The sequence below is a fragment of the [Empedobacter] haloabium genome, assembly GCA_008011715.2.
In the GTDB taxonomy this organism is placed as follows: Bacteria; Pseudomonadota; Gammaproteobacteria; order Burkholderiales; family Burkholderiaceae_D; genus Rugamonas; species Rugamonas haloabia.
Genome location: CP136508.1, coordinates 2,560,502 through 2,583,789, shown reverse-complemented (window position 1 = coordinate 2,583,789; position 23,288 = coordinate 2,560,502). Strand labels below are relative to the sequence as shown.

Sequence of the window (23,288 nt, the reverse complement as noted above, 5' to 3'; positions counted from 1 at the left end):
AGGGCAAACAAACGGCGGGGATTGGGCCGGGTGACGGCCGGGCGGGCTGGCGGCCCGGCTGCACAGATTGTAAAAGAAAATAGTTAATGCCGCGCAGCACTATTACGCTCAGGCTGGCGACTGTCGCGCCGGCGTCACGCTTTGGCGCTGTGCGCCCCCGGTCAGGCGGCCAGGCCGCGCACGAAGTCGATCCGCGCCGCCCAGTCCGGGAAATCGATCAGCGGATTGCGGTTGCCCTGCTTCTCGAAGATGGCGGCGTTGCGATGGCGTTCATAGTCGGTGACCGGATCGGCGTCATGCCAGGCCAGCAGCGTCGCGATGCGTTCGGGGCTGTATTCGCTGGCGCTGCGGTCGATCAGGCCCGGGTAACGCAGCAGGAAGTACAGCGTGGCACGCGCCACCGGGCCCTTGCCGCTGCCCGGCTCGAACTTGCCCGGCTCGCGCTTGCCGCAGTCGGTGCGGATGATCTCGCCGAAATCGGCGAAGTCGAAAAACGGTGTATTGCCGCGGAAGCTGTTGCAATCCATCTCGCAGGCGAACAGGTGGTGCAGGTCGCCGCGCATCGGCTCGCGCTTGTCGAACCAGGACTGCGGCACCACGTGCTCGCAGTTGTACGGCAGCGCCGCCTCCAGGAAGTCCTCGTCCACCGGCGCCGCCTCCAGCGCGCCCGGCCGCGGGAGCGCGACCGCGGCACGCAGCCGGCTGCGCTGCTCGTCGATGGCGAAGTCGTTCTCGATCAGGTCGCGCGCCGAGAAGCCCTTGCCGGAATAGATGCTGACGATGTCGTCGCCGCCGCGGGTGTGGCGCAGTTCCACCCAGGGGTACAGGTGCTTGGCCGGGCGGTAGGCGGGCTGCGTGGTATGCGTGCGGGTCAGCAGCTCGTGCAGGGCCGCGTGCGCGGCGGCCGGCTCGGCGGGCAGCGCGAACTGCGCGTAATAGGCGTCGCGGGCCGCGCCGTCGGCCGCCGCGTCGTAGTAGGCCCGCTGCGGCGCGCGCGCCAGCTCGGCCAGGGCCTCGGCCAGCGCCGGCCGCGCGGGCGGCACGACGATGGACGGCGCCCCGGCGGGCGCGATGAGCGGGGCGATCGCCGGCAGCGCGCCGGGCGGCGCCAGCGCGCCCTGTTGCACCGGCTGGCCCAGCTGCACCGTGACGGTCAGCGGGATCGTCCAGCTGGCGGTCCCCGCCTGCGCCACGGCGGCGTGGCCGGGCGCCACCGGCGCGGTCGGCACGCTGGCCGCGCCAGCGGCGGCAGTCGCGGCGGCATGCGCCAGCGCGGCGTCGCCCGCCTGGCCCGCCGCCGCCGCCTCCAGCGCCGATGGCGGCGTCAAGTTCAGCAGGTCGTCGCGCAGCGCGGCCTGCGCCGGTGGCAACGGCTGCGCCTGGATGTAATTGACCAGGCTGCTCACGCGGATGCCTTCGTTGGCGACCCAGCCGATCAGGTCGGGGTCCATGCCGTCTTCCCACACCCTGCCGTCGCGCGTCAGCAGGCGCCCCTCGGCGTCGCGGCTGGGCACGCCGGCATGGTGCAGTGCCACCACTTCCCACTGGTCGTTGTAGACGGGCGAGCCGGACGAGCCGGGTTCCGTATCCGTCACGTAGTGGGCGAAGTCGTCGAACAGATCGACCAGCTCGTTCGAGCGCAGCACCAGCTGCTTGGCCTCGCCGCGCGGGTGCTGGATGATGTTCAACGGCTCGCCCAGCAGCACCTTGCCCTCCGTGCCGATCAGGCGCGACCAGCCGTAGCGGTTCAGCGCGATGCCGCGCGCCGACTGCGCCGCCACCGCCACCAGGGTGAAGTCCAGCGCCGCGTTGGTCATGAAGAAGCGCTGCGGCTCCAGCTTGAAGCCGACGATGGGCAGTTGGCGGCCGGCGCGGTCGTTCTGGTAGTCGAATTCCACTTCGCTGGCGGCCGCCACGTCGGCGCTCTCCAGCACGTGGTGATTGGTCAGCAGCAGCGTGGGCGAGACCATGAAACCGGTGCCGTAACCGATCGAACGGCCCAGCTTCGAGCGGATGTTGATGCGGCCGACGAAACGGGCCACGGCCAGCGCCAGCTCGACGAAGTTCATGTCGAGGAAATCCGGATTGCCCTGGATCCGCTCCAGCCCGATCGCTTCCGTCAGGGGCGCCATCAGGGCGGGCGGGCGCACGGCGGGAATCACGGCGGCCTGCGACAGCCGGGCCAGCCGCGCCTGGACGCGCTGCGGCGACTCGGCCTCGATGGCCTTGCCGTTGCGGATTTTTTCCAGGTTGGGTTCGCGCACCTCGGCGCGGCGCTGCCAGCGCTCGCCCGCGGCCACGGCAATATGGGTAAAGTCCATCATGAGCTCCGGGGCAAGCACGGCTGGACGGCTGTCGCCGCTTACACCATGCAACTGATAATCACCATTTTAAACGAACCGACCACCACAAATCGTTCATGATAGTGTTGATTTGTGTCAGGAGTATGTAGCGGCGACCATTGCCATAACATAATTTGGCGCTGTTCGCGTTAGCTGGTGCTTGTCCTTTGTCATGGAACTTTTTCAGCGCGTCCCGGTCATTGGCAGCCTGGACTGTACTTGCCCGGCGCCACGCCGATGCGCAGCCAGTCCGACGGGGTCGCTGGCCACCCGGCATCCAGCACCCGGCACCAGCCGGTGTAGTTGGCCAGGTAGCGGCTGGCAACACCGTGGAAGCGCTGCAGCCAGCCCTTGAAGCGGCTGTGCCAGCCGTTCACGTTCTGGATATGGATGGCACCCCGCGTCCTGATGCCGGCACGCAGGTTGACGACCTCGTGGGTGAGACCCGCCTCGCGTGCGAACGCCTGATAGGCCTTCGCCGCGTCGCTGATCAACAAGATGTCGGGCGCCAGGACCGGCAGCAGATGCGCTTGCAGTTGCGCGGCGCTGACCGGCCCGCCACCAGTGACGAAATCGTGCGTGACACGGCTGCGATCACGCGCGACCAGAATACAGTCGAATTCTTTGCTCAGGCCACGCCGGCTGGCCTTGCCGCCGCGCTTGCGGGCCGGCCGAGTCAGGTGGCGCGAGCCCTTCTGCGACTCGAGCAGATAGGTCTCGTCCGCTTCGACGATATTGGACAGTTTCGGACGACGTTCCCGCCGGACCCCGGCAATGAAACGATGGCGCCATCGAAAACTGGTCGATGGCGCCACCGCCACGCGCTCAGCCGCCGTGCGTACCGTCGTCGATTCCAGCAAGCACGTCAGGTAGGGCAACCACTTGTCGCGCAACCGGAGCCGGGCCAATGGCGTGCCGGTCAATGCGTTGAACGTGCGCCCGCACGCGGTGCAGCGATAGCGTTGCAGGCCGTTGGCCGCGCCGCTGCGGTGACAACGAGCACATGTGCAGCGGGGGCAAGGTGGCCTGCCGGCGGCGGTCTCGATCAATGAGAAACATTGATCGCCCTGCATGGCCGTTGCCAGCAGGGCCTGTAATGCGGCCACCTCTTCGACCGTCAGCTCGCGCTGGCGCAGTGCCTGCAACACCGCCTGGAAATCCATCGTCCCCACTGCCGGCCTCCAATCCGCATGAGATATCTCAACAGGAGATCAGACAGGCCGGCGGGACGGAAGTTCCACTACTTAACGCGAACAGCGCCCATAATTTCCGCGAGCGTTCACGCCCGCGGCGGCATCGCCCGGAACGCTGCCAGCATCGCGTCACGCAACGGCTTGGGACGCAGGTCATCGTCGAAGGGCGCCGTCCGCGTCGGCATGCCATGCTCGCGCATCGTGGTCTTCTGGTTGCGCAGGAAGCTGACGTGGTCGGCCATGCCCCACATGATGAAATCGGTAACCTGGCGATAGCTCAGCGTGACGTCCAGGTAGTCCTTGGCGCGCGCGGCGACACCCGCGTCCCGCGCCGCCACGTCGCCCGGCAGCGCGCGATCGCTGATATCGAATTCGGAAATGATGAGCTGGTAACCCATCGCCGTCACCTCGTCCAGGAACTTGCGCCACTCGAGGAAAGGCGAGCGGCCCGCCTTGGCCTCCAGGTCGCTCCAGGGTCCGACATGGCTTTGCAGGCCCAGGGCATCCACTGGCGTCCCCTTGGCTTTCAAAGTCTCCAGCAGTTTCAGCACGCTGGCCCGGTGCTTCACCGCGCCGCGCTCGGGGCCCATATAGTCGTTGTAGACCAGCTGCGCGTGCGGCGCGTTCGCGCGCGCGAGGCGGAAACTCATGTCGATCTGCGCCAGCGCGCCGCCCAGCCGCCGGGTCAGCACGCTCTCGCGCAATTCGCCCGTGGGCGAGTCGACCGCCTCGCTCATGACGTCCCAGCTGTAGATGTCGTCGCCGAAATGCCGGGTGACCGTCGTGATGTGCTCCGTCAGCAGGCGCTCGGCCTCGCGCCCCGGCTGCGCACCGAAATCGTGCTCCACCACCCAGCGCGGGAACCAGCGGTCCTCCTGCCATACCAGCGTGTGGCCGCGCCGTTTCAGGCCTTCCTTGCGCGCCCACGCGAAGATGGCGTCGGCCTGCTTGAAGTCGAATACGCCGGGCTGCGGGTGCAGGGACTGCCATTTGGTGGCGTTCTCGCAGACGATGACGTTGCATTCCCTGGCCGTCAGCGCCCGGTACGCGGGATCGCCGAACGTGGTCCGGCCGTTCCCCATCGCATTACCGACCCGCAAGCCCTTCTTTCCAGCCACTTCCTTCAGCGTCGGACCCGACTGCGCTGCGCTGGCGAAGCCGGCCGGCACACAGGCGCCGGCCGCCAACAGACCCAAAACCTGACGGCGATTCAATGTCATACGTATATTCCTTGGAAAGATGTGAAAACACCGGCGCGCCGGTGCGGACGCGGCGGCGGCCCGGGCGTGAACGCCGGCAGCGACACGCCGGGGCATCCCGCCTGCCATCATAGTTGTTTTTGTGTTAAGGCGTCGCGCGGATGAGATCGGCCCGCTGCGCGCGCTGGCGGCTCAACCGCCCAACGGCCGCGTCAGCCGGTAGCGCGCCAGTCCGGCGGCCCCGACGGCCACGGCATCGGTGCCGAAATGCGACGTGCGGATTGCCGGCGCCGTCACCATCGCTGCCCTGGCATAGTCGGCCAGCACCGCGCGCGCCGGCCCGAGCAGCGCGTCGCCCAGCCGCAGCGCGGCGCCGCCGATGACGATGGCCATCGGGTCGAAACTGGCCCACAGATTATTCAGCAGCACGCCCAGCTGGCGGCCGGCCGCCGCCACGGCCGCGCAGGCGGCCTCCTCGCCATGGCCGACGCGGTCGCACAGCGCCTGCAGCGCGGCATCGCTGGGACGGGGTTCGCCCAGCAGCGCGCCCAGGCCGATCAGCGCGTCGGCACAGCCGCGCCGGCCGCACGAGCACGGCGGCCCGTCCACCTGCAGGATGGCGTGGCCGACCTCGCCGGCGAAGCCGCGCAGTCCCGTCAACAGGCGGTCGTTGACGATGACGCCGGCCCCCACGCCGTAGCCGATCGACAGGTAGATCAGCGGATCGGTGGCCGACTGCGGCGTGAACTCGAACTCCGCCAGCGCGGCCACGTTGGCCTCGTTCTGCATCGTCAGCGGCACCCCGGCCAGCGGCGAGCCGGTGCCGAACTGGCGGGCCAGCAGGCCGGCCACGTCGACGTCGCGCCAGCCCAGGTGCGGCGCGTGGCGCAGCAGGCCCGCCGCCTCGTCGACCGCGCCGTGCAGCCCGATGCCCACGCCCAGCACGCGGCGCTGCCCGCCCGCGGCATTCAGCCGCGCCAGCCGGCGCGCCAGTCCCGTCAGGCCCAGCGCCACCTGGCGCAGGCAGGATGCCGGATCGGCCGCGTCGTCGTACCGGATCGTCAACCCAGCCACGATCCGGCCCAGCAGGTCGGTGGCGACGACGCGCGCCTCGTCCACGCCCACGTCCGCCCCCAGCAGCGCCAGGCGATCGGGATCGAGGTGCAGCGGGGTCGCCCGGCGTCCCACTTCGCCCGTCGTGCGCAGTTCGCTTTCGGCCAGCCAGCCCTCGTCCACCAGTTCGCGCACGAGCAGGCTGACGGTGGACTTGGTCAGTCCCAGCACATCGGCCAGCGCCGCGCGCGACAGCCCGGGTTGCGCGCTGACCTGGCGCACCAGCGCCATGCGATTGAGTTGTTTCAGCAGTTGCTGGTCGCCGGTCACGGGCATGGCGGTTCTGGCTCCGATGTCATTGTGATGATTATGCAACACCGCGGCGTTCCGCGACAGTCCGGCGTGAACCGCCCGGCCACCCGGCGATTACGTAAAGTACGTAATGGGCGGCGCAACCGCGCCGCTGCCGGGAAGTCGTTGATTTGATTCTGAAAACGTTTTCTCGACTTGCGGACCGGTAGGCTTGCCTGGTGTCGTTCCACGGCCGTGGGCAGTCAGGTTGGCGCTCGCGGCCGGCCTGGAAGCCTTATCCCTGAACTATTTAATTTGTTCGTTCGATTGACCAATTAACCGGGAGCTTCGTAATCTTCAGCTCAGCACGTTCGCACGCGGCCGCCTTGGCAACCGCGGGGCCAGCCGGGCGGACGTGCGGCCGGCGGTGCAGACCACCACAACAGCGACGCCGCCGGTCGCGGTGCCATTCGTACATGCGTCGTCGTAGGGCGGCGCCCATTCGCCAATCGAGAGGAGACATTGTGCTGCACACCCGAACCGGCTTTCCCCCCATCCGCGCACCCGCCGCCGCCTGATCGCACTGGCCGTCGCCGGCGCCTGTACCGCGCTGACCGCCCCGGCGGGCGCCCAGCAAAGCGCGGGCCCAAGTACAAGCGGCGCCAGCGGCGAACCGGCCGGCCAGGCCACGGCGGCGCAGAGCGCCACGCCGGCGGGCGACGCCGACGCTGGACCGAAGGTCGTCGTCAAGGGCATCCGCGCCAGCCTGCAATCGACCCTGAACCTGAAGCGCAACTCGGACGGCATCGTCGACGGCATCGTCGCCGACGACATCGGCAAGTTCCCCGACACCAACCTGGCCGAATCGCTGCAGCGCATCTCCGGCGTCTCGATCGACCGCAACCGCGGCGAAGGCGCCCAGGTGACCGTGCGCGGCGTGGGACCGGACCTGAACATGGTGCTGCTCAACGGCCGCCAGATGCCCACGTCCAACCTGGGCGACCTGGCCGGCCGCGCGTTCGACTTCTCCAACCTGGCCTCGGAATCGATCGCGCAGATCCAGGTATACAAGAGCTCGCGCGCCGACACGCCGCCGGGCGGCATCGGCGCCACCATCAACATCATGACGGGCCGCCCGCTCGACCTGGGCAACACGGCCAGCGTCGGCGCGAAGGTCGAGTACGACACCTCCAACAACCACCTGCCCCAGGAAGACAAGGCCAATCACTCCTACACGCCCGAGATCTCCGGCATCTACAGCACCACCTGGAACGACGGCATGTTCGGCGTGGCCGTCAGCGCCAGCTACCAGGAGCGCAACCTGGGCGTCAACACGGCCTCCATCACCAACGGCTGGCAAGGCCCGTTCCGGGGCGACGAGAACAGCTGGGGCACGATCCCGCAGCCGGGCAGCGCCGGCGCCGCCGACATCATCAACCGCCCCGGTCCCGGCGACGTCTACGCGGTGCCGCAGAACATCTCGTACTTCATGCGCGGCACCCAACGCCAGCGCACCAACGGCCAGCTGACGTTCCAGTTCCGCCCCAACAAGGACATCACGACCACGCTGGACTACACCTACTCGCAGAACAAGATCCAGACCAGGTACCACGAGCTGTCGGCCTGGTTCAATTTCGGCCCGTCCGTCAGCAAGTGGACCGACGGCCCGATCGCGGCGCCGCTGTATTACCAGGAGAACGTGGCGAACCAGGACATCGCCATGAACGGCGGCGACTACGCCACCAAGTCGGAGAACCAGTCGCTCGGCTTCAACGCCCAGTGGAAGGTGTCGCGCGACCTGAAACTGAACCTGGACGTGCATCACTCCACCGCCGAATCGAAGGCGGACAGCCCGTTCGGCTCCGAGAACGACCTGGCCACCGTCAGCTTCAGCCGCGGCAACACGCGCGTGGACTTCAGCAACGAGATGCCGGTGCTGTCGATCGAGGGCGCGGACTTCAACCGCGCGCCGATGCAGGTGTCCGGCTCGTGGTTCAAGAACGGCTACCAGAAGATGAAGGTCGACCAGGTGCAGGCCAGCGGTCGCCTGAACCTGATGGAAAGCTCGGCGCTGAACTTCGGCCTGTCCGCCACCAACGTCGAGAACCGCTCGGCGTTCCAGCAGGTGCAGCGCGACACCTGGGGCGGTGCCACCACCCCAAGCGACTACCCGCAGTCGCTGTGGCGCGCCGACACGCTGGGCCAGTACTTCAGCAAGCTGGGTGGCTCGGGCGACCCGGCCCTGTTCCAGCAGATCCACCTGTTCGACTTTGCCGCCATGCGCCAGCGCGCCATCGAGGCGACCGGCCTGCCGGACAAGTACTCGCCCAGCCTGGCCGACCCGGACTACGACCGCCGCACCAAGGAGGAAAGCCGCGCGCTCTACTTCCAGCTCAATACCGAGTGGGACACGGCGCTGCCGATGCACACCGGCCTGGGTTTGCGCTACGAGAAGACCGACGTCACCTCCACCGCCCTGTCGCAGACGGTGGCGGGCATCAACTGGGTGTCGCAGAACGAGTTCCCGTTCGTCTTCAGCGGCAAGGAGTTCACGACGTTGAAGGGCAAGTACCACAACCTGCTGCCCAGCCTGGACTGGGACATGGACCTGCGCCCCGACTTCAAGGTGCGGGCCAGCTACGGCCACACGATCGGCCGGCCGCGCTACGACCAGATACAGGGCGGCACCACGATCGACCCGACCGGCACCGTCAACGGCGGCAAGGGCTCGCGCGGCAATCCGGCCCTGAAGCCCGTGAAGTCGAAGAACCTGGACCTGTCGGCCGAGTGGTACTACGACAGGCAGAGCGTCGTCTCGCTGGGCCTGTACTACAAGAAGCTGGACAACTACGCCGGCCAGACGGTGGCGGACGAGACCTCGCCCAACGTGACGACGCCAGTGGGCGGCAAGTACTGGAACGCGGCGCTGGCCTCGGGCTGCATCGTCACCGACACCAATTGCCTGCGCAACTTCATCTTCCGCACCTACAACGGCCAGCCGGGGGTGACGCGGGGGCCGGACAACGCGGCCGGCAACGCCACCGGCACGATCACCGGCATCCCGGGCGATCCGTTGGTCCACTACGACATCACCACCTTCGTCAACGAGAAGGCGGCCACGTTGAAGGGCGCCGAGATCAACCTGCAGCACATGTTCGGCAACAGCGGCTTCGGTATCCAGGCCAACTACACCTACGTCAAGTCCGACCTGACGTTCGACAACGCCAGCAAGGGCAACCAGTTCGCGCTGGTGGGTCTGTCCGACTCGGCCAACCTGATCGGCATCTACGAGGACGCGAAGTGGTCGATCCGCGCGGCCTGGAACTGGCGCGACAAGTTCCTCTCGTCCGTCACCGATCCGGTCGGGCCGAACCCGCAGTACGTGGAGCCGTACGGCCAGCTGGACCTGTCGATCGGCTACAACGTCAGCCCGCGCCTGGCGCTGTCGTTCGAGGCGATCAACGTGACGGACGAGACGCAGCGCGTGCATGGCCGGCACGAGCGGATGGTGCTGTCGGCCACGCAGTCGGGGCCGCGCTACATGGTGGGGGCGCGCTACAAGTTCTGAGCGTAACCTCGAGGGACAGGCACTGCCCGCATGGCGGAGCCTGTCCCTGCGGGCCTCCTACCCGCCCTGCGCCTCGATGCCGAACAAGCCGGAGCGCAGCACATCGAGCAGCGGCGCCAGCAAGGTGACGCTGCCGTGCGCCGCCACGTCGGCCGCGATGGCGCCGCCATAGGCCGTGCCGGCGCTGCAAGCCAGCGCGGCCCCGGCCAGGCCCGCGCCGGCATCCCAGGCGACCAGCGTGCCGTCGGCGGCACGGGCGCTGTCGAACGCGCCGGCCAGCGCCCGGAAATCGTACAGCGCAGTACCGGCGCCGTTCGGCCCCACCAGCTGCAGCCGCGCCACGCCATGGGCGGCACTGCCGGCATACCAGTCCCTCAGCGTCACGCTGTCGCCGCCGCCCAGTCCCAGCAGCAGGTCGCTGCCGGCCTGGGACAGGCGCAGCTGCGCCGGGTCGAGCGCACCGCCCAGCGACAACGTGATGTCGCCGCTGGCCGCCAGCAGCGTGTCGGCGCCGTCGCCCGCGTTGAAGCCCACCACGTCGTTGCCGCCCGCTGCCAGGCTGTCGTTGCCGCGGCCGCCGTACAGGAAGTCGGCCGCCGCGCCACCGGCCAGCGTGTCGTTGCCGGCACCGCCGTCGAGCAGCGTCGCGCGGCCGGCGGCTGTCAGGCGGTCGTCGCCGCCCAGGCCGGCCAACAGGTACTGCTCTTGCGGCGTGCCCAGCGTGTCGGCGCCGGCCGTGCCGAAGCTCATGCCGTTCACCTGCGCCGCCGTCAGGAAGCTGCCGTCGGCGAACTCGATGCGCTCGACGACGCGGCCGGCGGAAGCGAACCAGCCGGTCACCACGATGCGCTCGCCCACAGTGGGATTGGCCGGGTCCTCGCCGACCGCGACGACCAGGTCGTTGCCGCCGCGCCGCAGCGCCAGGTCGCCCTGGCCGATGCCGGCACCGAACACGAGCCGGTCAATGCTGGCGGTGTCGCCGTTGTCCGTGACGACGTCGCGGCCATCGCCGCGGTTGACATAGTAGGTCGTGGCGCCGTAGGTGCCGGTGATGGTGTCGTCGCCGCTGCCGCCCGAGATGCGGGTCGTGCCCATCGCCCCGGTGGCGCTGGAGGCCGTCAGGATATCGTTGCCGCTGCCGCCATCGACGACGGCGTTGGCCTCGGCGGCGAAGCGGATCGTGTCGTTGCCGGCGCCGCCCTGCAGCGACGCGACCAGGGCGCCGCCCGTGATCGTGTCGTTGCCGCCGCCGCCGTCGATGGCGCGGGTTTCGGCATGGCTGTTCAGCGTGTCGTTGCCCTCGGTGCCCTTCAGCGTCGCCCCCAGCGTGGCCAGCTGGCTGCCGCCGAGCGCCGGGCCGCTGGCGAACTCCAGGCGCTCGATGCGATAACTGTCGCCGGCGAACCAGTCGCGCACGCGGATGCGGTCGAGCGCGTCCGGATTGCCGGCATCGCGCACCAGCAACAGCAGGTCCTGGCCCATGCGCGTGTCGAGCAGGTCGGCCCGCGCGATGCCGGCGCCGAACACCAGCCGGTCGGCGACCCAGGCGGCGCCGACGTCGCCGATCACGTCGCTGCCGTCGCCCCGGTTGTACTGGTAGGTGTCGGCACCGTCGCCGCCGACCAGCGTGTCGTTGCCGCTGCCGCCGGCAAGCAGGTTGCCCGCGTAGGGGCTGGAACCGTAGGTCCACGCCAGGTAGTCGTCGCCGCTGCCGCCCTCCACCGTGTTGTTGACGTTACCGGCGTACAGCACGCGGTCGTTGCCGCTGCCGCCCCGGAGCACGGCAGCGGTGCCGCCGCCGGTGATCGTGTCGTCGCCGCCCAGGCCGTCGATCAGCGGGGTGCCGTAGTAGCCCGTCAGCGTGTCGTTGCCGGCGGTACCGATCAGCGTGTTGGCCTGGGCCGACAGCTGCGTCGCCGTCAGCGAGCCGCCGTCGGCGAACTGCACGCTCTCGATGCGGCGCTCGGCACTGTAGAACCACTGCTGCACGCGGATGCTGTCGGTGCTGCCCGCTTCGCCCGCGATGCGCAGCAGCAGGTCGTCGCCCTCGCGCGTCGCGGCGACGTCGGAGCGGGCGATGCCGGCGCCCAATACGATGCGGTCGGCCTGGGATGCCGGGCCCGTGTCGCGCACGACGTCGCTGCCGTCGCCCCGGTTGAACAGGTAGGCTTCGCGCCCTTCCGAGCCCTGCAGGCTGTCGTTGCCGGTGCCGCCCGCGATCACGTGCTCGAACGCATTGGCCGGGCCCTGTCCGGCGATGGTGTCGTCGCCGCTGCCGCCCTCCATCAGCGTGGCCGCGCGCGGCACGTAGCCGATGTAGTCGTTGCCGGCACCGCCGCGCACGGTCACGGCGCCGCTCGAATTGGCCAGGATCGAATCGGCGCCGTCGCCGCCTTCGATCAACGTGGTTTCGGCATAGCCGCGCAGCGCGTCGGCGCCGTCGGTGCCGGACATGCGGGTGGCGGCAGCCGTCACCTGGGCCGCGTCCAGCACGACGCCGCTGGCGAATTCGAACCATTCGATGTAGTGACTGCCGTGTTCGCCGAACCATTCGAAGACCCGCACGCTTTGCGTCGCCGCCGGGTCGTCGGGGTCGCGGAGGCGCAGCACCAGCATGGTGGCCTCCTGACTGAACGCGACGTCGTCGAGCGCGATGCCGGGGCCGAACACGATGCGGTCCACGCTGCCGGCATCGCCGCCGTCGGCGCTGCGGTCGCCCAGGATGCTGTCGTTGCCATCGCCGCGTCGCAGCACGTACGTCTCCGCCGCGGCGCCGCCGACCAGGCAATCGTCGCCAGCGCCGCCCGCCACCACGCTGGCGTGAGCGGTGCCGGCCGCGCCCTGGCTGACGATGCTGTCGTTGCCGGCGCCGCCTTCGACGGCATTGTCGCCGTCGGCCGCGTAGCAGATGGTGTCGTTGCCGTCGCCGCCGTCCAGCAGATTGCTGCCGCCATCGCTGTCGATCAGGTGGTCGGCGCCGCCGAAGCCGCGGATCTGGTCGTCGGCCGACCAGGCGGCGGCGACACCGGCAAGCTGGTCGTCGCCGGCCGTGCCGTTCAGCACCAGTTGCATGGCCAGGTCGGCGGTGTCGATGCTGACGGCGCCGGCAAACTCGATGCGACCGACGCCGCTGCCGGCGAACTGGCCAAGCACGGTCATTTGCCCGGCGTCGCCGTACTGGATCACCAGGTCGTCCCCGGCACGGGCCAGCGCGACGGCGCCGCTGGCCGTTTCGGTCAGAACCAGCGTGCCCGGGTCGTCGCCCGGGCCGCTGGCGGCCCCCATTTTCCTGGGCGCCGCCTGGTGTGGTGTCAGATTGGTCTCATCGCCGCGATGGTCAAGCGACGGGCGCAACGCGTGAGCGGGACGGTATTTCGAATTGAATGCCATTTGTTTTCCCTTGAATAGGGAGAGCGCTGTGCGTTGAATGCCGGCCTGCCAGCGATTTCCCGGATGCGAGTTCGGTCGGTTGTGTAACGGGCCGCGTGGTTTGGGCGTCGCCGTGAAAGAACTTCGCTATTCTGCTTTTTATTTCCGTACAGCATCACGAATAAACATCAAGGAATGACAATCCGCGTTGCGCCGAATGAACGCTGACTGGACGCGGTATGGACGCGATGTGGACCCAGGCGCGGCGCCGCGCGCCGGCCGCTTCATTTCAACCAGGTTAATACTCTTGCCTTAACGGAAGCAAAACCGAATGATTCCGGCTGCGCGGGTAGGAAAATCGGGAGGTGGGCGCGGCTTTGTTTTACCGTACCACTTGCTGCTCTCATGCGAACTGGTACTAACGATATAACAAAATGTCTCATTTGAGACATTCCCTTCTTCGCTGGTGAATGCCGGCGCAGCAGAGGCAATCGGCCTGCGCGCGGGCGCTGTCCGCCGCACCCGAAGGCGAGATACTATCACTTGCAAAGTTACAACTGGTCTTAGATTGGCAGCATCTTGCAAAACCACTTGACTACCACTTTAGCGGCGCCCATGCTGGTTCAAAACACCCGCACCCGCGACCACTGAAGATGGAGGAAGACGATGGAACGTGCATTACCCCGTAAAACCCTGATGGCCGGCCTGATCGGCACCCTGGTCGGCACCCTGCTGACCGCCTGCGGCGGCGACGGCACGGCACCGGAGCCGCAGGCCAAGCGCCTGCTGGCCGGCGCCGTGACCGCCGCCGACTGCCCGGCCTGGAGCAGCAGCGCCGTCTACACGCAGGGCATGTGCGTGACCTACAATGGCGCCATCTACAAGGCCAAGTGGTGGACCCAGAATAACGTGCCGGGTACCGAGCAGTGGGGCCCGTGGGAGCTGCAGACGGCCACGCCGACCCCGACGCCGACCCCGACACCCACGCCGACTCCTACCCCGACGCCGACCCCGACGCCAACGCCAACGCCAACGCCGACCCCTACCCCGACTCCGACGCCCACCCCGAACGGCCGCGAGATCGGCTCCTACTTCGCGCAGTGGGGCGTGTACGGCCGCGGCTACGAAGTGGCCGACATCCACACCACCAAGACCCCGGTCAACGGCGTACAGACCAGCATCGCCGACCAGCTCACGTTCATCAACTACGCCTTCGGCAACGTCTACCAGAAGAACGGCGGCTACGAATGCGGCATGGTGACGAAGGCCGAATCGGGCGACGGCACCGGCGGTGATGCCTATGCCGACTACCAGCGTTCGCCGGCCCGTACCGTCAATGGCCAGGCGGTGCCGTGGGATGCGCCGCTGTCCGGCAACTTCCTGCAACTGAAACTGCTCAAGCAGGCGCACCCGAACCTGAAGGTGTTCATCTCGCTGGGCGGCTGGAGCTGGTCGAAATACTTCTCGGCGGCCGCCAAGACCGACGCGCTGAGGAAGCAATTGGCGAAATCCTGCGTGGCGATGTTCATCAAGGGCGACCTGCCGGTGCAGGACGGCCGCGGCGGCCCCGGCTCGGCCAAGGGCGTGTTCGACGGCATCGACATCGACTGGGAATACCCGGGCGGCGGCGGCATGGAATACAACACCGTGGACCCGGCCGACAAGCAGAACTTCACCTTGCTGATGGCCGAATTCCGCGCCCAGCTGGACGCGCAGGGCGCCGCCGACGGCAAGCGCTACGCACTGACGGCCGCGATCGGCGCCGGCGGCGACAAGATCGCCAACACGGAACCGGCCAAGTACTCGCAGTACATGGACTGGGTCAACCTGATGACCTACGACTTCCATGGCGGCTGGGAGAACACGACCAACTTCCACGCGCCGCTGTACCGCGACTCGGCCGATCCATCGACCGGCAACGTGGCCAAGTACAACGCCAACGACGCGATCATCGCGCTGACGGCGGCCGGCATGCCGAAGAATAAGATCCTGCTGGGGATCCCGTTCTACGGCCGCGGCTGGAAAGGCGTGCCGGCCGGTCCGAACGGCAACGGCCTGTACCAGAGCGCCAGCGGCCCGGCACCGGGCACGTACGAGGCGGGCATCGACGACTACAAGGTCCTCGTCAACAAGGCCGGCCAGCGCTGGTACCACCCGCAGACCAAGCAGCTGTTCCTGTACACCAGCACGGGCGAATGGTGGAGCTACGACGACCCGACCGTGATCGCCACGAAGATGCAGTACGTGCGCGACCAGGGCCTGCGTGGCGCCTTCTCGTGGGAGCTCGACGGCGACGCCAGCGGCGCGCTGACCAGCGCCGTCTGGAAAGGCCGTTAAGGCGGGGCCACCCGAATGCAGGGCCGCTGTACCCTGCTGTAAAGCCGGCGGTGGCCGCCGCCGGCGCATCCTTGCCGGCGGCGGTCGCCGCCGGCTTTTTTACGCATACGAAGGACATGACATGAAACGTCGCGCCACCGTCCATTCCATCGGTCCCGTCGCCGGCATCAACAACGACTGGCGCCGCTGGATCGCCGAGAACCTGGTGCTGGGCAGCCATCCGGACACCCTGGCCGCCATCCTGCACGAGAACGGCGTGCCGCCCGATCTGGCGCGCGCCGAGATCGACGCCGCACTGGCCAGTCCCTATCTGCACGGCGTGCTGCGCCTGCACAGCCGCCTGGCCAAGCGCGACTGGGTACTGGGCATCGAGGCGCGCCTGCAACGCATGGCGCCGCCGGACATGACGACCGTCGTGCCACGGCGTGCCCGCCTGGACGGCGCGACCTTCCTGCGCGAGCATTACCTGACCAACCGCCCCGTCATCATCACCGGCATGCTGGACGACTGCCCGGCGCGGCACTGGACCCTGGACGGCCTGGCGGAACGCTTCGGCGCCCGCACGGTGGAGGTGCAAGGAGGCCGCTCGGCCGACCCGGACTACGAGATGAACAGCATCGCCCACAAGGCCGTGATGCCGTTCGGCGACTACGTGGCGCAAGTACGCGCGGCCGGCCGCACCAACGACTTCTACATGACGGCCAACAACGACGGCCGCAACCGCACCGCGCTGGCGGAGCTGTGGGACGAGATGCCGGTGCTGCCGGACTACCTGACCGAGGAACGCAAGGGCTTCTTCTGGCTCGGCCCGGCCGGCACCGTGACGCCGTTCCACCACGACCTGACCAACAACTTCATGATGCAGCTGATGGGCCGCAAGCGGGTGCGCCTGATCGCGCCCTGCCACACGCCGCAGCTGTACAACACACGCCATTGCTTCACCCCGGTCGACGGCCGCGCCATCGACCTGCAGCGCTTCCCGGCGCTGGCCGGCATGCCGATCGCCGAGTGCGAGCTGGCGCCCGGCGAGATCCTGTTCCTGCCCGTCGGCTGGTGGCATTTCGTCGAGGCGCTGGACATCTCGCTCACCGTCTCGGCCACGCACTTCCGCTGGGATAACGATTTCTACAGCAGTTACCCGAGCAACCATGACTTTTAAAACCAGGAGACAAGCATGAAACCAATTTCCAACGCGCTGCTGCTGGCCCTCGTGGCCGGCGCCATCGCGGGCTGCGGCGGCGGCACCGGCGCGGACGCCGGCCCGCAGGCCAAGAAGCTGTCGGGCGGCGTCACCGCGGCCGCCGAATGCGCCGAATGGAGCGCCAGCGCCGTCTACACCCAGGGCATGTGCGTGACCTACCAGGGCAAGACCTACACGGCCAAGTGGTGGACCCAGAACAACGTACCGGGCGCCGAGCAATGGGGCCCGTGGCAGCTGCAGTCCACCACGCCGACGCCGACGCCCACGCCGACACCTACTCCCACGCCGACGCCGACGCCGACGCCAACCCCTACCCCTACCCCTACCCCTACGCCTACGCCTACGCCTACGCCGATCCCGAGCGTGCCATGCCGCCCGGATGGCCTGACCTCGCCGGTGCCGAACGTGCCCTACTGCGGCGTGTACGACGCCAACGGCCGCGAGAAGCTGGCCAATGGCCTGCAGCGCCGCATCGTCGGCTACTTCACCAGCTGGCGCACCGGCACCAACGGCGCCCCGGCCTACCTGGTCAACAACATCCCGTGGGACAAGGTCACGCACATCAACTACGCGTTCGCCACGGTGGACAGCGCCAACAAGGTCGCCATCGGCAGCGGCGCGAACAATCCGGATACGGGCCTGACCTGGCCGAACATCCCGGGCGCCGCGATGGACCCCTCGCTGCCGTACAAGGGCCACTTCAACCTGCTGGCGCAATACAAGAAGAAATATCCGGCCGTGAAGGTGATGCTGTCGGTGGGCGGCTGGGCCGGCAGCGGCGGCTTCTACACCGCCACGACGAATGCGGACGGCAGCCTGAACGCGGCCGGCATCAACACGCTGGCCGACTCGATGGTGGCATTCCTGCACCAGTATCCGTTCTTCGACGGCATCGACATCGACTACGAGCACCCGACCACCAACAACGAGGCCGGCAACCCGCTCGATTTCGCCATCTCGAAGCCGCGCCTGGCGGGCCTGATGAAGAGCTACAACGAGCTGCTGCGCGTGGTGCGCCAGAAGCTGGACACGGCCGCCGTCGCCGACAAGAAGTACTACCTGCTGACGATCGCCGGCTCGGCCTCGGGCTGGGTGCTGCGCGGCGAGGAGAACATGTCCGGCCTGAAGTACCTGGACTATGCCAGCCTGATGTCGTATGACCTGCACGGCGGCTGGAACCAGTACGTGGGCCCGAACGCGGCGTTGTTCGACGACGGCAACGACGGCGAGCTGCGTGCCGGCAACGCCTACTCGTACGGCGGCATCGGCTACCTGAACGTGGACTGGGCCTATCGCTACTACCGCGGCGCGCTGCAGGCCGGCCGCATCAACATCGGCGTGCCGTACTACACGCGCGGCTGGAAGGACGTCACCGGCGGCACCAATGGCCTGTGGGGCACCAGCCCGACCGTCAACGACCCGGTCGCCTGCGCCGGCATCAAGACCTGCGGCTCCGGCGCCACCGGCATCGACAACGTCTGGCATGACCTGGACCCGAACGGCAAGCCGATCCCCGGCGGCGGCAACCCGCTGTGGCACGCCCTGAACCTGCAGAACGCCATCGTGCCGGACTACCTGGACGCCTACGGCATCACCGAGAAGACGCTGACCGGCACCTATACGGCGCACTACAGCGCCACGCTGGCGGCGCCATGGCTGTGGAACGCCACCCGCAAGGTGTTCCTGTCGACGGAGACGGCGCAGTCGATCGCGGCCAAGACACAGTACGTGATCGACAACGGCATCGGCGGCATCATGATCTGGGAGCTGGCCGGCGACTACGCCTGGGACGCGGCGAAGAACGGTGGCAAGGGCGAGTACTTCATGGGCTACACCCTGACGACCAATATCGCCAACGCGTTCAAGACGGCCGCGCCGTACGGCGCCACCCGTGCCGAGACGGCCATGCCTGCCACTAGCGCCAAGGTGTCGATCGAACTGGGCGGCTGGAAGCTGGGCGACAGCAATTACCCGATCAATCCGGTCATGACGCTGACCAACCGCAGCAGCGTGACGATCCCGGGCGGCTCGGTGGTGGAGTTCGACTATCCGGTGTCGGCGCCGGCCAATATGAGCGACCAGTCGGGCTACGGGCTGACGGTCATCAAGGCCGGCTACACGGGGCCGAACAATATCGGCGGCTTCAAGGCCAACTTCAACCGCGCCCGCTTCACTATTCCCGCCTGGCAGTCGCTGGCACCGGGCGCCTCGGTGTCGCTGACCTTGAACTACCAGCTGCCGATCAGCGGGCCGTCGGCCTACACGATCACCGTGAACGGCGTGAAGTATGCGTTGAACGACGAGTATCCTGACCTGCCGGTCGGGCTGAAGTGATGTGATCGAGACGACAAGCTCGCGGCTCGCCGGGGGCAGGTCGTCCTGGCAGCCAACAGCTGTCGATTCGCACAGGGTCTGTCCCCTCGTGGGGACTGACCCTGAAGTTTGTCTACGCTGTCGCCGCGTTGCGAGCGAACTTCGGGGTCAGTCCCCCGCAGGGACAGACCCTAATGCCACTAAGTTAAGGATGTAAGACTCGCAGGGCCGCAGGCGGATCCCTCAACCCCAGGCCCAAGACCGGGGTCAGACCCGCCGGGTCTGACCCCAGCTCTTCGCTGTTGGGTGCAAAGCCGTCTGCGGCAGGCTAATAACATTCCTTAGCGGCATTAGGGACAGACCCCAAGCGATGTCATGCCGCCAGTGATGGCTGAAATCACCCAAAAGCATATCAGCCGAGATTATCCGGAATGCCAGCAAACTTCCCACACGGCATTTATTTGGCGCCCGTCATATTATTCGATTTAAGAATACCAGACATCGAAACTCGTCATTGGACGAATAACTCGGGCAAGCGTAAGCTACAACTATTGCCAGAGGTATATATTTCGAGGAGTCGCCATGTCCGCCACCCCATTCCGCGTCGAAGACGCACCCGCGATCGTCATCGCCGACGCTTACCGCCGCTACATGCCGCTGCTGAAGGCGCGCCTGCGCCGCCTGTTCGAGCGCTGGGGCGCGCCGTACGTCGACGGCCGCTTCCCGCCGGCCTGAGCGTTAAAGTATCGCCATCGATCGAGGCGGCCGCGTGGCCGCCTTTTTTGCGTCTGGACGCTGACAAAGTCCCCGGTGTTTACAAGCGCTGGCGGCGGCCCGCGGTCATGGCCGCACGCGCCGCAACGCGGCGCTGCCGGCGCCACCCGCCACCGCTGCAAGCAGCGCCAACGCGACCACCGCGCCCAGCGCGACAGTCCCGCCGGCCGCGCCGCGCTGCCATCGCGGCAACCCGGCGAACTGCGCCGGCCCGAACGAGCGCTCATTGAAGATGTACGGATAGAAGTAGCCGCGCAACTGCTTGTGGAACGCGGCTACCCGGTCCAGGTACGCCAGTTGCCCATGCAGGTCGGTGTCGGCCAGCCGATGCAGCACGGCCTGCACCGCCACCGACGGCAGCAGCCAGCCGCTGTGGCCGGTCCACCGTTCCCGTGCCGTCAGCGCCGCGCGGTACTCGTCCACCTGGCCGGCCACCGCATCGTCGCCGGCCTGGTGCATCGCGTAGTACCACTTCCATTGGAACTTCCCGGTCAGCGCTGGCGTATCGCGCCACTCGGGATGGGTGCGGAAGAACTGCGCCATCGTCTCTTCCTTGGGCCGGTCCCACGCCGTGTGCACGGCCTGGCGCTGCGCCAGCGCCAGCTCGGCGCCCTTCGACACCGGCACGGCGCGGCCGATGGCGCCGTTCACCAGGGTCGGCAGCACCAGGGTCAGCACCACGAACACGGCCAGCAGCACGGCCGCGCCGCCGGCCGACGTGCGCACGCCGGCGGCCACCGCCGCCGCCATGCCGAACCAGAACGCCATGTACAAGGCCGCGATGGCCAAGACCAGCAGCATGTGGCCCGCCGCCACGCCGGCGCTGGCGGCGCCGCACAGCAGCGGCAGCGCCAGCGCCGCCAGCACCAGGACGAAGCGCAGCGCGATGCGGCGGCGCCACAGCCGCGCGCCCGGCACCGGCAGCGCATGCACCAGCCGCAGCCGCCCCGCCTCGCGCTCGCCCGCGACCAGGTCGTGCATCAGCGCGATGACGAACAGCGGCGCCAGGTAGACCAGCACGAAGGCGAAATCGAAGCGCCCGGCCGCGGCCAGCTCCGGATTGATCGACTCCGATTCGTACAACTGGGCCTGCAATCCCAGCAGGCGCACGCGCAGCGCGAACGGCTGCACGTCGCGCTGGCCGAACGCGGCAAAGGCCAGCGGCGCCGGCGGATGGTCGGTCAGGTGCGGCGTCGAATAGGCCGCGTAACCGGCCTCGCCGCCATCGCGGTACTTGTGCGCGACGGCCGTCACGTCGGCGCGCTGCACGGTGGCGATGCGGACCAGTGCTTGCCGTTGCTGGTCCACCGCGTGCAGGCCGCTCCAGACGGCCAGCGCACTCAATGCCAGCAGCAGCAACAGCGCGCCCTTGGCCAAGCGCGAATGCAGCGCCAGGCGCAGTTCAAGCTTGAGGGTATTCATATCATGTTCTCCATTCATTCAGCGCGGGGCACGCTCCAGCCGGCGCGCCAGCCACCATGCGCCGCCGACCAGTGCGGCCAGCCAGAGGGCCAACACGGCCAGCGCGGGACGCACCTGCCGTTCGACGATCGTCGGCAGCCCGATCGGCTCGTGCTTGAAGCGCGGCAGCTCGCGCCAGAAATGACTGCCGATCCGCTGGTCGCGGTCGCCCTGGTAGCGCACTTCGTTGACGTGCAGGCGGTTCAGCGCCTGCACCATGCGGTAGCGGTAGGCCTCGCCCTCCAGCAGGAAGCGCTCGTGGCTGGCCCGGTCCGAGCCGGCCAGCGCGTTCGACAGCCGCCGCAACGCCAGCACCGGGCTGGCCAGCTGCGCCGCCGCGACGATGCCGGCCTGCGCATCCTGGCGCGCGAACTCCTCGTGCATGTGGCGCACGAACAGCGCACTGGTCAGCCGCTCGCCCTCCTCGATCACCAGGCCGCCATAATTGACGGGCAGGTCTTCCACCCGTGCGACGCCGTATTTCGCCAGCACCTTGCGGCGGAACTCGGCAAAGTGCGGGTCGTTCGGATCGTGACTGTCGCCCAGCGCGGCCGCCTCGCGGTGGATCGCCACCTCGGTTTCGATGCGGGTGGGCCGCGCCACCTGGCTCGCCGCCACGTCCGGCAGCACGCGCGGCAGCAGGATCACGGTGACGATCCAGGCGCCGACCAGCGCCAGCAGCGCGTCGCGCGCACGCGGTACGGCGGTGGATACCAGCACGGCGGCCAGCGCCCACAGCACCACATAGGCCGCATACCCGGCCATCATCCACAGCGCATGCCCGCGCACGGCGCTCTCCAGCGCGGCGATCGTCGCCAGCGCCGCCAGCGCCGGGGCGGCCAACAGCAGCGCCACGGCCGCGTGGCTGGCCAGCTTCCCCGCCAGCAGCGCCGTGCCTGGCAGGCCTTGCGCCACCAGCAGGCGCAGCTGGCCCCGTTCGCGCTCGCGCGCCACGCTGCCGAAGGCCAGGAAGGCGATGACGAGCGGCGCCAGCGTCTGCACGACAAACGCGGGCGTCAGCTGGCCGAAGCGCAGCAGCACCGAGGACTGGCCGGCCTCGCTGAAATTGGCGCTGTTCTGGCGGTGCCCTTCCAGGTACAAGGTGTGCCCCGTGTACGGATCGACGCCGAAGTCGAAGAACGCCAGCGGGCTGACGGGCCGGAAGATGTAGTGGCCGTAATGCACCACCCGGTGCGGATGGCGGTCCGGCTGGGCATTCCACTGCTCGTCCGCCTCGTGCTGCAGGTGCGCGCGCTCGGCCTCGACGGCGCGCATCTGCTCGTGGCTGACGAAGGTGGCCACCAGGGTCAGCGCGAGCAGCAACAGGCCGGCCGTGACGGCCACGGCGCTGCGGCGCAGCGCGCGCCACTCGGCCCGCCACACGGTCCAGGCGACGCTGGCGAAGCCGGCGCCGCCGGCCGCGCGCGGCAGTACCGCCGCGTTCATGCGGCCCTCCGCGTGCTGGCATAGCGGGCATACAGCGCCTGCACGTCGAACCGGGCCGCGCCCTCGGCTGCCAGTTCCTGGACGATGCGGCCACGGTCCAGGAAGCCGATGCGGTCGGCCACCTCGGCCGCGCCCAGCAGGTCGTGCGTCACCATGAAGATCGTCACGCCCTGGCCGCGCAGGTCCTGCAGCATGCGGTTGAATTCGCTGGTGGCCTGCGGGTCCAGGCCCGTGGTCGGCTCGTCCAGCAGCAGCACCGGCACGGCCCGGGCCAGCGCCAGCGCGATGGCGACCTTCTGGCGCATCCCTTTCGAGTAGCCCGCCAGGCGCCGCTCCCATGCCTCGCGCGCCAGGCCGACCGTCGTCAGCGCGTGATCGATGCCCTCCGTGCCGGCGCCGGCCAGGCGCAGGAAATACGCCAGGTTCTCGCGCGCACTGAGGTGTTCGTACAGCGCCACGTTTTCCGGCACGTAGGCCAGCGCCGCGCGCGCGGCCAGTACGTCGGCCGCCACGTCGATGCCGCACACGCGCACCCGCCCCGCCGCCAGCGGCGCGAAGCCCAGCAGCGCATTGATCGTGGTGGACTTGCCGGCGCCGTTGCCCCCCAACAGGGCATAGATCTCGCCGCGCCGCACGCGCAGCGACAGGCCCTGCAGGACGTCGGCGGCGCCGTAGCGTACCGTCACGTCGGTCAGTTCCAGGGCGGTGCTGTCGGTAATGGTTGCAGTCTTGCTCATGCTT

Annotated in this window: 13 protein-coding genes; 5 read left to right on the top strand and 8 right to left on the bottom strand. The window is 68.5% G+C overall.

The features are described from left to right. Positions 1–161: 161 nt before the first annotated feature. The 4 genes from E7V67_011225 to E7V67_011210 all read right to left on the bottom strand — a co-directional run bounded on the left by E7V67_011225 (position 162) and on the right by E7V67_011210 (position 6,123). Positions 162–2,324, bottom strand: coding sequence for an endonuclease (locus E7V67_011225; GenBank protein ID WUR15642.1), 2,163 nt, complete (start codon positions 2,322–2,324; stop codon positions 162–164). A gap of 215 nt (positions 2,325–2,539) precedes the next feature. Then, positions 2,540–3,505 carry an IS1595 family transposase gene (locus tag E7V67_011220; GenBank protein ID WUR15641.1) on the bottom strand — a complete coding sequence of 322 codons (966 nt, stop codon included), beginning with the start codon at positions 3,503–3,505 and terminating at the stop codon, positions 2,540–2,542. A 116-nt stretch (positions 3,506–3,621) separates the two neighbouring features. Then, positions 3,622–4,755 (bottom strand): endo-1,4-beta-xylanase, encoded by a 1,134-nt coding sequence (locus tag E7V67_011215; protein WUR15640.1) that lies wholly within the window; start codon positions 4,753–4,755, stop codon positions 3,622–3,624. Between the two features lie 171 nt (positions 4,756–4,926). Continuing rightward, positions 4,927–6,123, bottom strand: coding sequence for an ROK family transcriptional regulator (locus E7V67_011210; GenBank protein ID WUR15639.1), 1,197 nt, complete (start codon positions 6,121–6,123; stop codon positions 4,927–4,929). A gap of 463 nt (positions 6,124–6,586) precedes the next feature. Between E7V67_011210 and E7V67_011205 the strand changes: the two genes are divergently transcribed. Continuing rightward, positions 6,587–9,646, top strand: coding sequence for a TonB-dependent receptor (locus E7V67_011205; GenBank protein ID WUR16262.1), 3,060 nt, complete (start codon positions 6,587–6,589; stop codon positions 9,644–9,646). Positions 9,647–9,703: 57 nt separating this feature from the next. Here E7V67_011205 and E7V67_011200 read toward each other — a convergent pair whose 3' ends face one another. Continuing rightward, positions 9,704–13,036: a calcium-binding protein gene (locus tag E7V67_011200; GenBank protein ID WUR15638.1), complete on the bottom strand. Its 3,333-nt coding sequence runs from the start codon at positions 13,034–13,036 to the stop codon at positions 9,704–9,706. 645 nt (positions 13,037–13,681) lie between these two features. Between E7V67_011200 and E7V67_011195 the strand changes: the two genes are divergently transcribed. The 4 genes from E7V67_011195 (at position 13,682) to E7V67_011180 (ending at position 19,601) form a co-directional block, all read left to right on the top strand. After that, on the top strand, positions 13,682–15,352 hold the full coding sequence (locus E7V67_011195; GenBank protein WUR15637.1) for a glycosyl hydrolase family 18 protein: 1,671 nt from the start codon (positions 13,682–13,684) through the stop codon (positions 15,350–15,352). Positions 15,353–15,473: 121 nt separating this feature from the next. Continuing rightward, positions 15,474–16,511, top strand: a complete 1,038-nt coding sequence (locus E7V67_011190) for a cupin-like domain-containing protein (GenBank protein WUR15636.1) — start codon at positions 15,474–15,476, stop codon at positions 16,509–16,511. 15 nt (positions 16,512–16,526) lie between these two features. Continuing rightward, entirely contained in the window at positions 16,527–18,887 is a 2,361-nt protein-coding gene (locus E7V67_011185; GenBank protein ID WUR15635.1) for a glycosyl hydrolase family 18 protein, read from the top strand. Positions 18,888–19,448: 561 nt separating this feature from the next. Continuing rightward, complete coding sequence (locus E7V67_011180) at positions 19,449–19,601, top strand: hypothetical protein (protein ID WUR15634.1); 153 nt, start codon at positions 19,449–19,451, stop codon at positions 19,599–19,601. A 105-nt stretch (positions 19,602–19,706) separates the two neighbouring features. Here the strand turns inward: E7V67_011180 and E7V67_011175 are convergent, their stop codons facing one another. Genes E7V67_011175 through E7V67_011165 form a run of 3 tightly spaced genes read right to left on the bottom strand, consistent with a single transcriptional unit; the run spans position 19,707 to position 23,284 of the window. Then, positions 19,707–21,062 carry a DUF3526 domain-containing protein gene (locus tag E7V67_011175; GenBank protein ID WUR15633.1) on the bottom strand — a complete coding sequence of 452 codons (1,356 nt, stop codon included), beginning with the start codon at positions 21,060–21,062 and terminating at the stop codon, positions 19,707–19,709. An 18-nt stretch (positions 21,063–21,080) separates the two neighbouring features. Next, complete coding sequence (locus tag E7V67_011170) at positions 21,081–22,547, bottom strand: DUF3526 domain-containing protein (protein ID WUR15632.1); 1,467 nt, start codon at positions 22,545–22,547, stop codon at positions 21,081–21,083. Beyond that, positions 22,544–23,284, bottom strand: a complete 741-nt coding sequence (locus E7V67_011165) for an ABC transporter ATP-binding protein (GenBank protein ID WUR15631.1) — start codon at positions 23,282–23,284, stop codon at positions 22,544–22,546. The genes E7V67_011170 and E7V67_011165 overlap by 4 nt, the downstream gene beginning before the upstream one ends. Positions 23,285–23,288 lie beyond the last annotated feature (4 nt).